Here is a 13,192-nt window from a genome sequence, read left to right on the forward strand (position 1 = left end):
GCGGGCGGGTGGTAGACTGGGTGGCTCATGCACCTGTAACGTACTCACAGACAGGAAGTCCCATGGATCTTATCGCCCAGCTCGCCCGCGAGCTCAACCTTAGGGCCGCCAACATCGAGGCGGCCGTCAAGCTCATCGACGAGGGCAACACCATTCCCTTTATCTCGCGCTACCGCAAGGAAGCCACGGGCGGCATGGACGACGTCGCCCTGCGCGCACTCGACGAGCGCCTGTCCTACCTGCGCAATCTTGAGCAGCGTAAAGAGGACGTCATCCTGCTCATCGATGCCCAGGGCAAACTCACGCCCGAACTCGAGCAACAGATTCGCGAGGCCACACAGCTCCAGCGTGTCGAGGACCTCTACAAGCCCTACCGCAAAAAGCGCATGACCCGCGCGCAGAAGGCCCGCGAGGCAGGCCTGGAGCCGCTTGCCAACATGATCATCATGCAGGCATCCGCCAAGGGCAGCGCGCTCGACACCGCCGCGGCATACGTTAACGAGGAGGCCGGCTTCGACACGCCCGAGAAGGCGCTTGCCGGCGCCACCGACATCGTGGCCGAGACGGTAGCCGAGGACCCGGAGAACGTCGCCGACCTGCGCGCCTTTACGCAAAACACCGCCGACATCATCGTCGAGGCCACCGACCCCGCCGAGAAGACCCCCTACGAGCCCTACTACAACTTTGACGAGCCGCTGCGCCGTATTCCCAACCACCGCGTGCTGGCTATCGACCGCGGTGAGCGCGAGGGCAAACTCCGCGTGCGCGTGAACGTCGACGGCGCTGCCGCCACGGCGCGCCTCGGCAGCCGCTGGCCCCGTCGCCAGGGCGTGTTCGCGCCCGTCTTTGACGCCGCTATCGCCGACGGTTACAAGCGTCTCATGGCCCCCTCGCTGGAGCGCGAGGCCCGCGCCAAACTCACCGTCCGCGCTCAGACCGAGGCCATCAATGTCTTTGCCAAGAATCTCGAGGGCTTGCTCTCGGCACGCCCCGTGCGCGGTGCCCGCGTGCTCGCGCTCGATCCGGGCTACCGCACCGGCTGCAAGGTCGCTGTCATGGACGAGACCGGCAAGCTGCTCGACCACGGCGTTGTCTACCCCACCAAGCCGCGCCACGACGTCGCCGGCACCAAGCGCGAGCTCGCCCGCCTCGTCAAGAAGGACGGCGTCAACACCATCGTCATCGGCAACGGCACCGCCAGCCGCGAGACCGAGGAAGTCGTCTCGGAGTTCATTGCCGAGCAGGCGCCCGGGCTGCGATACACCATCGTCAACGAAGCCGGCGCGTCGGTGTACTCCGCCTCCGAGCTCGCCAGTCAGGAATACCCCGACCTGGACGTCACCGTGCGCGGCGCCATGAGCCTAGGCCGCCGTCTGCAGGACCCGTTGGCAGAGCTCGTCAAGATTCCGCCCCAGTCCATCGGCGTGGGCCAGTACCAGCACGACCTTGACCAGGCCGAGCTCTCGCGCACCCTAGGCCACGTGGTGGAAGACGTCGTCAACCGCGTGGGCGTCGACGTCAACACCGCAAGCGCGAGCCTGCTGGGATACGTATCGGGCATCACGCCGAGCGTGGCCAAGAATATCGTGGCCTACCGCGAGGAAAACGGAGCCTTTACCGATCGCCGCCAGCTCAAGAAGGTCCCCAAGCTGGGACCCAAGGCATACCTCAACGCCGCAGGTTTCCTGCGCATCAGCGGCGGCAAGAACCCGCTCGACGCGACAAGCGTCCACCCCGAAAGCTACGAGGTGGCCACGGCCGTCCTGGAGCGCGCCGGCGTTGCGGCAAGCGAGCTCAGCCGCGGCGGCGTGCCCGACATCGAGCGCCGCCTGGGCAGCATCTCGACGCTGGCAAGCGACCTGGACTGCGGTACCCTCACGCTCATCGACATTGTCAACGAGCTCAAGAAGCCCGGCCGCGACCCGCGAGACGACGCGCCCGAGGTGGTCTTTAGCCGCTCGGCACTTTCCATCGACGACCTGGAACCCGGCATGGAGCTCAAGGGCACGGTGCGCAACGTCGTCGACTTTGGCGCCTTCGTCGACGTGGGCGTGCACCAGGACGGCCTCGTGCACATCTCCAAGCTGGCCAGCCGCTTCGTCAAGCACCCCAGCGACGTGGTGCGCGTCGGCGACACGGTGAAGGTATGGGTAGAAAAGGTCGATCGCGACCGCAAAAAGATCTCCCTCACCATGGTGCGGGGCAAATAAGCCGCTGCAGGCGCTCGGCGGGCCCCATTCCGCCGAGCGCCTCTCCTTCTAAAACGATTTGGCGATATCCCGAAGTGCGAGACGCCGTTTCCGCTAATCATCACCTGCAATTTTTGAGATATTCGACCTCGCTGGGCCGCGATAACACTTCTTCAAAGTGCAAGCTCAACAAATAGGCATCAGATATTCCACAAACGTCCCATATCTGCACCCGCAGAGGTGCGGTACGGGACGTTTTTCAGCCATATTGGCAATCTTGACGGCACTCTGAGGCCGAATATCTCGATTTCTGTTGGTGGGACACTTATGGGCACGAGCCGCAAAGACCTCGTTTGCCCGGTAGAGCTGTTCAACCACGTCAAGCATGAGATCTTGCATGCGCGGAACAAAGGGATAATCGAAGGGTCTTGGGCGACTTGCGCGTCGCCCCGAACACATAGCCGGCAGGGTCCTTTGCCTTGGCGATGACTGCCAACTCGGGGCCGGATCGTTTTCGATACTTGATAGATATGGATTAGAAGATCATTAGATTACAGGTTGATCCATAATGCGGAACCGCGTTGTCCACGCGATGCCGTCGGAGCCCACGCCGCCGTCCGAGGTGACGCCGGCCGCGTAACACGAATCGTCATCCGGCGAACGAAGCCGCCAGTGGCACGCGGCGTTGCCATCCGAGCCCAGCCCCATTACTGCCCGAGACAGTTGGCGGGGTAGCACTGTCGACCCCCATCGGAATAAAGGTAGCGATTCAGCTCAGGACCTACCGACGGGTTCGTGTCGGCAGCCCCGGCCTTTCCTTTGCCTAGCGCGACCCTCGCGAAGCGCGTGAGCGATAGGGAAAGGAAAGGCCGGGGCGAACAACCCGCGATGTAGCCAGCGTTCGCGTTACGGCAGGATATGGAAACCGAGCGAGGCGATATCCTTGGCAAAACCGCGCACGGTATCGAGCGAGACCTCGTACGGGTCACGGCCGATGTTCTTACGCTTGGCCAGGATGCTGTTGGGCACCGTGATGATCTGGCAACCGCATCCTTCCGCCTGGTAAATATTGATAAGCTCACGCGTGGACGCCCACAGGACCTCGCAGTTGGGCTTGGCGGCGGCCTTCTTCACCGACTCCGTCATAAACGGAATGGGATCGACGCCGGTGTCAGCGATACGGCCGGCAAAGAGCGAGATGATGGACGGCGTCTCGGCGTCAACGGCCTCGACCATCTCGTCGACCTGCGCAGGCGTAAAGATGGTGGTGACGTTGACCTTGATGCCGTCGGCCGAAAGCTTGCGCACCAGCTCGGCCGTGGACTCGCCCTTGGTGGTCACGCACGGAATCTTGACGTAGACGTTCTCGGCCCAGGTAGCGATCTCGCGGGCCTCGATCTTCATGGTCTCGACGTCGTCGGCAAAGACCTCAAACGACACAGACACATCGGTGATATGGGCCAGGACCTCCTTGGCAAAGGCGCGGTAATCCGTCACGCCGCCCTTTTTCATAAGGGACGGGTTGGTCGTGAAACCCTGAACGTTGCCGTTCTCGTACATGTCGAGCATGCCCTCGAGATTTGCACCGTCAGCGAACACCTTGATTGCCATCTGCCTGATTCCTTTCGCTTGCACACGGGCGTTAAACTGCTAAACACTTTACCTACGTTTATCAAGGCGTGAACTGCGGTTTTTTATCTTCTCGGCGAACGGTATAATCGCTTCAGTGTTTGGATTGATAAATCGATTGAGCATGCAAAAGCAAAGAGTCGCAGTTTGAGCAAACGTCAGAAGGCGAGATTCATTAGATGAGGCCGAAATGTTGCATCGCTGTGACGGTGCCATCGTGTGCGACATCGTCGGTCACGTAGTCGGCGACTGCCTTGACCTCGGGCATGGCGTTGCCCATGGCTACAGCCGTCTCGACGGCGGCGAGCATACCCAGATCGTTGCCGGAATCGCCAAAGCCAAAGGTGCGCGCGTTGCCGGTGCGACCCAGGTATTCCAGCGCTCGCGCCACGCCCACGCCCTTGTCGATGCCCTTGGGGCTCAGCTCGCGATTCTGACCACCGGTGTTGCACAGCTCAAACTCGCGCTCGATAAAGCCGTCATCGTTGGCTACGCGAGCCAGGTCGTACGCGTTAATGCACACCTTGCCTACGCGCAAGCGGCCATCGACGCGCATCTGGTCGGTGCCATGCACCACGCCGGCGCCTAGCAGAAATGACTGTTCGACACCAACTGGCTCAAGTGAATAGGTGGCACCGTTCGTCTCGAACAACGCCTCGCCGCCCGCCACAGTAATGCGACGCGCGAGCTCCTCAACAATGTCCTCGTCAATGCAGTCCTCGTGTGCCACGCGGCCCTCGACCTCGAGCGTGGCCCCCGCCATGGCAACGATACCCGCCGGGTTCAGCGCGCGCAGGCCATCGGCAATCAGCCACAAGGGGCGACCCGTGCAGATAAATGCCTGGTGACCCGCATTGCGCAGGCGACCAAATGCATCGACAACGGCCTTCGACGGATGGATTGCATTGAAGTCCTTATCGGTCATATCGTCGGGATCGAACGACGTCAGCGTGCCGTCCACGTCAAAAAAGAGCACAGCGGGTTCGGGACACGCATCAATCATATGGGTTCCTTTCGAGGATAAGGGCAAACGAAGCATCCATCATATAATGGAGCGACGCAACCAGAGAGGTCACCCATGGAATTTTACGCAAGCTGCCCCGAGGGCTTTGAGTCCGCACTCGCCGATGAGCTTAAACGCCTCGGACTTTCGCATGTTCGCCGGCTGAAGGGCCGCGCTACATTTGAGGGCGAGCTCGAAGAAGGTTACCGCGCCTGTCTGTGGTCGCGCCTGGCGAGCCGCGTGTTCGTGGTGCTCAGGCGCTTTGAGGCGCAGAATGCCGATGAACTGTACGATGCCGTTTACGACATTGCCTGGGAAAACATCGTCCGCTGCGGCGCCACCATTGCCATCACTGCCCGTGGTGTGACCGAGCAGCTGCGCAACACGCGCTTCTCTGCCCTGCGCGCCAAGGACGCATTGTGCGATCGCCTGGCCGAGACCACAGGCCGTCGCGCCGATGTCGATGCTGCCGACCCCGATGTCCACCTGCTGCTTTCGCTACGCCAGCGCCGTGCGAGCATAAGCCTGGACCTTTCGGGCGACCCGCTGTTCAAGCGCCTGCCGCCCGCCGCGACTCGCGCCGGCGAGGGCGCGCACGTGCTACGCCCCGACTACGCCGCCCTGGTGTTGGCGCAGGTCGGCTGGACCGCGCTGTGCGAGCGCGAGCTGACGGCCGACGACTACGAAAACGAGGCCCTACCTACGCTGATCGACGCCTCGTGCGCCGGCGGCGGCCTGCTGCTGGAGGCCGTGAACATCCTGACCGACCGCGCCCCGGGCGCCGCACGCGAGCGCTGGGGCTTTGAGGGCTGGCAGCTGCACGATGCCGCCCTATGGGAGCAGTTGCTTGCCGAGGCACGAGAGCGCGAGGCGGCAGCGCGCGAGCGCCAGGCACGCATCGTCGCCGTGGACATTGACCCTGCCGCCCGCAAGACCGCCGAGCGCATGGCCAAGTGCGCCGGTTACAAGCGCTTTGTCGATTTTTGCGCCGCCAAGCCCGCCACCGTGCTGGACCATGCGGGCGCTGTCGCCGGCGCCGCCCTCGTCGCGGATACGACCGAGACGCCGCTTTCGCTCATGCATGACGCCATGACGCTGGTCGGCGAGCTGCGCCGCGCGCCCGAGCTTGCTTCGGCACCGGTCGCCGCGCTCACCCGCGACGGCCTGCTGGCCCGCGCGCTCCATGCCGAGCCCGCGCGCTCCATTGCCGTCATGCCCAACAACGAAGAGGCGACTATCGAGGTTTGGCCCTCGCTCGACCACGCCGCCGCAGCGTTTGAGGCTGCGACCAGCGCGGATGCCGAGGCCGAGGTTGCGGATGCCAACGACGTCATCAGCGACGAAGCCGCCAGCACCCCCATGCCCGAACCTGCCGCCACGCTCGACCTGGGCGACGGCAAGCCGCTGCCCGTGCTCATCCCCGAATCCGAGCAGTTCGCCAACCGCCTGCGCAAGAACGCTCGCCTGCGCCGCAAGTGGGCCAAGCGCGAGGGCGTGAGCTGCTACCGCGTCTACGATGCCGACCTGCCCGACTACTCCGCCGCCATCGATCTGTACGAGGGTTGCCCGCAGACGCCGGGCCGCTGGCTCGTCATCGCCGAATACGCCGCGCCCAAGACCATCGACCCCGCACTGGCCCAGGCCCGCATGCTCGACATTCTGGCCATCGCGCCGCGCATCCTAGATGTTCCCGCCGAGCACGTGCACGCCAAGGCCCGCATGCGTTCGCGCGGCGGCTCGCAGTACGGTAAGCAGGGCGCCGGCAAGGGCGGCTCGGGCGAGCGCGCCAACATTGCGCGCCGTCGCCTACCGCTCATCGAGGAAGGCGGCCTCACCTTTGCCGTCAACTTTGACGACTACCTGGACGTGGGCATCTTCTTGGACCACCGCGTCACGCGCAATCTGGTGCGCGAGCACGCCAAGCAGGCGCGCCGCTTCCTCAACCTGTTTGCCTACACCGGCACTGCCACCTGCTATGCGGCAGACAGCGGCGTCGAGGAGACCGTGACGGTCGACCTCTCCAACACCTATCTGGACTGGGCCGAGCGCAACATGCGCCAGAACGGCTTTGTGGGGCCTCAGCATCATTTTGTGCGCGACGACGTGCTCGCCTGGATTCGCGACCAGCGCCAGACGCGCAACCGCTGGGACCTGATCTTTGTCGACCCGCCCACGTTCTCGAACTCGTCCAAGATGGGCCGTCGCACCTGGGATGTTCAGCGCGACCATGTTGAGCTTTTGGCCGGCGTATCGCGCCTGCTCGCGCAGGGCGGCCATGCCATCTTTAGCTGCAACCTGCGCGGTTTCCGCCCCGAGACGCGCAAGCTCGCGCGCGCAGGCGTGGTGCTGGAGGACATTACGGAGCAGACCATCCCCGAGGATTTCGCGCGCAACCAGAAGGTGCACCACTGCTACATCGTGCGCCGCCTGCCCATCGAGGACGCCATGGCCGAGGTCGGCTTTAGCGCCGAGGAAATTGCTGAGCGCGTCGAGGAACTGCGCAACCCCGGAGCCCGCAAGCCTCGCGCAGCATCGCCCGCGCACGCGCAGGCCGGCGTCCGAGGACCGCACGGAGACGACAAGCCCGCCTGCTCAGGCAAGCCCAAAAAGAAGAAGTTCTACGCCAGCAAGCCCAAGGGCAAATAAACAAAGTTGCGGTGGAATAGTCCCTAAAAATGCCTGGTAAAGGCCCAAACAGGAACTATTTCACCGCAACTCATATTGGGATGATGGTTGGCGATCTAGCCTTGGATGACCAGGCGGTAGCCAATGCCTACATGGGTTTGGATGTAACGCGGATGCGCGGGGTCGGACTCGATCTTTTTGCGCAGCGTACCCATAAAGACGCGCAGGCTCGCCAGGTCGCTCTTGGTCGCCGTGCCCCAGATCTCGTGCAGGATAAATTGGTGCGTCAGCACCTTGTCGGCGTTGTGTGCCAGCAGGCACAAGAGCTTGTATTCGATCGGCGTCAGATGCAGTTCCTCGCCATCCATCGTGGCGATGCCGGCATCAAAATCGATATGCAACTCGCCGGTATCGAACGAGCCCTCGGAGACAACACCGCCCGCCTGCGCATACGAAAGGCGCCTGAGCGTGGTGCGAATGCGCGCGAGCAGCTCCTCGACCGAAAACGGCTTAGTCAGGTAGTCATCGGCGCCGGCATCGAGCGCTCGGATCTTGTCCGCGTCCTCGCTGCGTGCCGAGACCACGATGATCGGCATGCCCGACCACGCGCGCACCGACTCCACCACCTTGACGCCGTCCATATCGGGCAGGCCCAGATCGAGCAGCACAATGCTCGGCGCCTGCGACGAAGCGGCGGCGATGGCGGCGTGGGCGGTCTCCACAGCCATATGGCGCAAACCGTGCGCCTCGAGCGCGGCAACGATAAGGTTGCGGACGGCGGGATCGTCCTCAACGACCAAGATAAGCGGTTTCACAGCAGAGTTCGGCACAGTGTTACTCCTTATCAAACGAAACATCGGCGGCAGGAAGCTCAATCGTAAAGACAGAGCCGTGCGGGTCCGCCGCGGCAACCCCTATGCTACCGCCATGCGCCAGCGCAATGGAGCGGCAGAGCGAAAGCCCCAGACCCACACTGCGGCAGCTATCGGCTAGGCCATGGTTGGCGATATAGAACGACTCAAAGATTCGCTCGCGGTCCTCGGGCGCAATGCCCGGGCCGTCATCGGCAACCGAGCACGCCACGCATCCATCATGGACGCCAATCGAGATCACGATATGCGAGCCTGCGGGCGTATAGGTAATGGCGTTGTTCACCAGATTGACCACCAGCTGCACCATCAGGCGCGCGTCGACGTTGACGAGCGCCGGCTCATCGCACGCCACTACCTTAAGGTCGTGCTCACGTACGGCCGGGTTTACGTGGCGCAGCGCCTCCTCGACGATATCGTCCATGAGCTCGAGCGTGGTCGACAGATGCATGCCGCCGCCCTCGAGCTTGGTAATGGCGAGCAGGTTCTCGACGGTGGCGTTGAGCCATTGCGCGTCCGAGCGAATGGATAGGAGCAGGCCGCGGCGCGTCTGGTCGTCGAGCACGGCCGTGCCAGTCGAGCCCTGGTCGAGCAACACGTCGGCATTGCCCGAGATACTGGTAAGCGGCGTGCGCAGATCGTGCGAGATGGAGCGCAGCAAGTTGGCACGCAGCTGCTCGTTTTTAGCGAGCACCGCCGCCTCCTCGCGGGCCTCCATGGCGCGGGCGCGATCGAGAGCCAGCTCGCCTTCGCTCACGATGGCATCGGCAAGCGTCCTCTCCTCGGGCGTCAGCGCATCGGGCTCGGCGACAATGGCGAACACCCCCACCACCGAGGCGGGATCGCCCGCGCGCACCATGGTGTCGCCCGAGCGCACGGTCAGGTATATGCCGTAGAACGCCGAGGCACCATAGGTGGCATCGAGCGGCGTTCCCACATAGGCGGACGCCGAGAGCCGCGGCGGCATCTGCGGCGCCAGCTGGTGTACCGGCGCGGCATCGCCCACGGCCGTGTACGTCGTGCGCGGCAGCAGGTCATCGTTATCGGCATCGGCGCTATACCACACGACCGGACAGTCCGAAAGACGCGCCAGCTGCGTTGCCATAGCGTGCACAATCTGTTGCTGATCGCCACACCGCTGCAGCATGCGGTTGGTCTCGAGCACCATCTGCGTGCGACGGTCGCTGGCGGCAGCCTGTGCCAAGGCGCGGCGCAGGGCCAACGCAATCGAGCTCGATACGAGCGAGACCGCAAACATGATAAAGAACATGCCGGGATAGACGCGGTCGATAAACGACAGCGCGTAGCGCGGGTCGACAAACAAGAAGTTGTAGAGCGCCACGGCGGCAGCCGAGCTCAGCAGGCAGTACAGGCGGCTCCAGGTAAAGAAAGCGCACAGCTGCACGGCGAACACATAGACGATCATGATGCTCGGCGCGAGCCCCGGATGGTCGAGCAGCGCGCCCACAATCGTTGCCGCGGCTAGCAGCCCCGCCGATACGCAGGCGTCATACAGAGGGCTGCGACGCGTCAGCGTTGTACGCCGCCACCAAAAGTTCTCGGCAATATCGCCGTCCGCACGGACATCCATCAGCGCCCCGCCCCTCTCTCAAAAACAAAAACCACCACAAAGGGGACTGGCACCTTTGCGGTGGTTGCCTCCTTGTGGTGGTTCCAAGTGTATAGCCTTTGCAGCCTGCGGTCGTTAGACAAACAGCAGACGTCGACTACGGGCGCTCGTCGGGAGCCAGACGCTGCATCTTGCTCACGGCCTTAAACTTGGTGAACAGCGGCACGTACTCAAAGCTCACGTTGGAGTTCTCCAGGCCGTACCAGCGCGCAGGCGTGCCGGCGGCACGGCGGATGATGTACTTGAGCGTGATGGCCGTACGCTCGCTGGGCTCCACGTCGCTTTCGGGCGCCAGCAGCTTGCGGATCATGACGAACTTAAACGTACCGATGTTGCCCGGATCCTTGTAGACCGAGTAATCGTGCGTCTGCGCCGGCAGCTCGCCGCTGGCGGCCAGGTCCTGAACAACCTGGCGCAGGTAGGCATTGACGCGCTGGTTGATCTTGTAGCCCAGGTACAGATGCACGCGGAACACGTAGTCGGTGCCGAACGTCTCGACCGAGTAGGCAAAGGTATGCGGCTCGTCCATGGTCTCGACATTCACGAACCACCAGGCGCGAGCGCGCTTGGGGTGCTTATCCAAAATCGAGTAGACGATATCGCGGTCGATATAGTCGGTGTTGGTGTCCTTGGTCAGGTACACGATGTTGTCGCTCATGAGCTCGTAGCGATCGTCATCGCGCAGGCGTTTGAGCTGCGGCAGATAGCTGCGCAGCGGCAGCAGCGTAAACTGACGTTGCTCGACCGCCGTGCCGTTGTACCAGCACACCATAATGCCCATGATGAGTGCAGCCATGAGGATGGTGAAGTAGCCGCCGTGGAAGAACTTGGTGAGCGAGCTCACAAAGAAGAAGCCCTCGAGCATAAGGAAGAAGGCGGCAAAGATCCACGGCGCGACCTTGAGATTGCGCTCCACGTGCAGATAGAAGAAGAGCAGCATTGTCGTGCACATCATGGTCAGGGTAATGGCCAGGCCGTACGCGGCCTCCATGTGCGCCGAGTTCTGGAACAGCAGCACCACGACGACGCAGCCCACGAGCATGACGTTGTTGACCATGGGAATGTAGAGTTGGCCCTTGGTCTCGGCAGGATAGAAGACCTGCATATGCGGCATGAGGTCCAGGCGGCTGGCCTCGGACACCAGCGAGAATGCGCCGGTGATGAGCGCCTGCGAGGCAATGATGGCCGCGACGGTGGAAAGGCCGACGGCAAAGGGGCGCAGACCCGGAGCGAGCATCTGGTAGAAGGGGTTGAGGTCGGCGATACCCATGAGCTCCGGGTTGCCGGCGTTGTTGATAAGCCACGCGCCCTGGCCCATGTAGGACAGCAGCAGGCAGCACTTAACGAACGGCCAGGTGGCATAGATGTTGCCGCGGCCCACATGGCCCATGTCGGAATAGAGCGCCTCGGCACCGGTGGTAGCGAGGAAGCAGCTGCCCAAAATCATGATGCCCGCATGGTTGTTGGGGCTCAGCAGAAAAGCGATGCCACGCAACGGGTTGAGGCACAGCAGCACCGCGGGATACTGGCAGACAAAGAACAGGCCCGTGCCGCCCAGGAACAAAAACCACAGCGTCATGATGGGGCCGAAGGCGTGACCGATCTTGGCCGTGCCGATGCGCTGCACCAAGAAGAGCGCGATGATGATGGCAAGCGTGATGGCGACGACACGACCCTGGTCGTCACCGAGCACGGCATGGACCGCCGGGATGGTGCGCAGGCCCTCGATGGCCGTGGTGACGGTAACGGCAGGCGTCAGGATGCCGTCGGCGAGGAGCGCCGCGCCGCCCAGCATGGCGGGGATGATGAGCCACTTGCCGCAGCGCTTGACCAGGCTGTACAGGGCAAAGATGCCGCCCTCGCCGTGGTTGTCGGCGCGCAGCGAGATCAGCACGTACTTGACGGTCGTCAGCAGCGTGACCGTCCACACGACAAGGGAGAGCGCGCCGAGCACGAACTCCTGCGTGACGCTTCCGATGCCGCCGTTGCCGGCAACGAGCGCCTTGGTTACATACATGGGGCTGGTGCCGATATCGCCATACACCACGCCCAGCGTGACGAGCATCGCCGAGATGCTCACAGGAATCGCAACGTGCGAGGCTACTTCCTTTGCCTTTTGTTCCATAAGCCGGTTTCCTCCCAATTTTAACGTTCGACGGGATTATATGTAATCAGCCCATATTTTAATGGCACCGTTTTCCCAGCTAGATAAACATTTATGCGGCCTTTAGGCCACCGCGGCGATATGGAATGTGACAAAGGGATGCCCCCTTTGTCACATTCGTCATTTTCCGAGCCAGTTTTTGAACCACCACTCCATAGAGCGGCTCATCTCGGCCATAAAGGGGCTCGTGTGCTTACGGGTGTAGATGTCGACGACGCGCTCACCCACCTCGCGGGCATGCGGGCGAAACATCGCGTCCATCTCGGCCACCTGCGTGTCCATCGTCGCGGCGTCGGCGCGGCGGTAGTGCTCCTCGTGCACCAGGTTCACCACGGGATGCGCGATTGCCGGGCGCTCCTTGCGGGGTGTGCCGATGATGAGCATCGACAGCGGCATGGTATGGGCAGGCAAATCCAGCAGTGCGGCAACCTCCTCGGCGTTCTCGACGATATCTCCGATATAGCAGCTCCCCAGCCCCAGGGCCTCGGCGGCAACCACGGCGTTTTGAGCAGCGATCACGGCATCCTGCGCCGCGATGGCAAAGTCGCCCAGGCCCGGAGCACGACGGGGCGACTTGCCCGTGCGCTCTACAAACTCGGGCTCAAAGCAACCCACATGCTCAAACAGATCGATCCACTTGGCATAGTCGACTACAAATATTAATGCCCAGGGCGCCTTGGCGATCATCGGCTGGTGGTCGCACAGATCGGCCAAGCGATCGAGCGTAGCCTGCTCGCGAATGCTCACGATGGAGTACATCATCATGGCGCCTGCCGACGGCGCACGGCTCGCCGCATGCAGAATCGCCGCCCGCTGCTCGTCGGTCACCGCCACGGGACGGCCGTCGTCATCGCGCGCAAAGGCACGCGTGGAAGAACGGTGTTCCAGCGTGTCCAATACCGCGTTGCCCGTGGTCTCGACCGAATAGCCGTTCGTATCCAAAGCCGCCGCACAAACCTGCTCGCCCATTGCCCCATCCCTGCCATTTCTTTAAGAAGCCATTACGTTTCCGTGTAATTCCCGTCCATTATCGCGCAGGTCGCCACTACATTGCGCCACACCGCCACACGCGCGCGTTAATAT

The 13,192-nt window shown here is 62.9% G+C and carries 8 protein-coding genes; 2 read left to right on the forward strand and 6 right to left on the reverse strand.

The features are described from left to right. Nucleotides 1-62: 62 nt before the first annotated feature. On the forward strand, nucleotides 63-2,210 hold the full coding sequence (locus DXD24_RS04765) for a Tex family protein (RefSeq protein WP_117646285.1): 2,148 nt from the start codon (nucleotides 63-65) through the stop codon (nucleotides 2,208-2,210). A gap of 885 nt (nucleotides 2,211-3,095) precedes the next feature. Here DXD24_RS04765 and DXD24_RS04770 read toward each other — a convergent pair. Both DXD24_RS04770 and DXD24_RS04775 read right to left on the reverse strand, forming a co-directional pair. Next, nucleotides 3,096-3,800 carry a transaldolase gene (locus DXD24_RS04770; RefSeq protein WP_199407979.1) on the reverse strand — a complete coding sequence of 235 codons (705 nt, stop codon included), beginning with the start codon at nucleotides 3,798-3,800 and terminating at the stop codon, nucleotides 3,096-3,098. Between the two features lie 193 nt (nucleotides 3,801-3,993). Next, nucleotides 3,994-4,821: an HAD hydrolase family protein gene (locus DXD24_RS04775; protein WP_158550151.1), complete on the reverse strand. Its 828-nt coding sequence runs from the start codon at nucleotides 4,819-4,821 to the stop codon at nucleotides 3,994-3,996. 75 nt (nucleotides 4,822-4,896) lie between these two features. Here DXD24_RS04775 and rlmKL point away from each other — a divergent pair, with 75 nt between their 5' ends. After that, on the forward strand, nucleotides 4,897-7,467 hold the full coding sequence (gene rlmKL / locus DXD24_RS04780) for a bifunctional 23S rRNA (guanine(2069)-N(7))-methyltransferase RlmK/23S rRNA (guanine(2445)-N(2))-methyltransferase RlmL (protein WP_117629820.1): 2,571 nt from the start codon (nucleotides 4,897-4,899) through the stop codon (nucleotides 7,465-7,467). Nucleotides 7,468-7,562: 95 nt separating this feature from the next. Here the strand turns inward: rlmKL and DXD24_RS04785 are convergent, their stop codons facing one another. From DXD24_RS04785 to DXD24_RS04800, 4 genes are all read right to left on the reverse strand, one after another. After that, entirely contained in the window at nucleotides 7,563-8,276 is a 714-nt protein-coding gene (locus DXD24_RS04785) for a response regulator (RefSeq protein WP_233502329.1), read from the reverse strand. Between the two features lie 4 nt (nucleotides 8,277-8,280). After that, nucleotides 8,281-9,906, reverse strand: a complete 1,626-nt coding sequence (locus DXD24_RS04790; RefSeq protein ID WP_117646289.1) for an ATP-binding protein — start codon at nucleotides 9,904-9,906, stop codon at nucleotides 8,281-8,283. Between the two features lie 136 nt (nucleotides 9,907-10,042). Next, nucleotides 10,043-12,070 carry a KUP/HAK/KT family potassium transporter gene (locus tag DXD24_RS04795; protein ID WP_117646290.1) on the reverse strand — a complete coding sequence of 676 codons (2,028 nt, stop codon included), beginning with the start codon at nucleotides 12,068-12,070 and terminating at the stop codon, nucleotides 10,043-10,045. Between the two features lie 159 nt (nucleotides 12,071-12,229). Further along, nucleotides 12,230-13,078 carry a nitroreductase family protein gene (locus DXD24_RS04800; protein ID WP_117582961.1) on the reverse strand — a complete coding sequence of 283 codons (849 nt, stop codon included), beginning with the start codon at nucleotides 13,076-13,078 and terminating at the stop codon, nucleotides 12,230-12,232. Nucleotides 13,079-13,192 lie beyond the last annotated feature (114 nt).

Source organism: Collinsella sp. TF12-2AT (assembly GCF_003436735.1).
GTDB lineage: Bacteria > Actinomycetota > Coriobacteriia > Coriobacteriales > Coriobacteriaceae > Collinsella.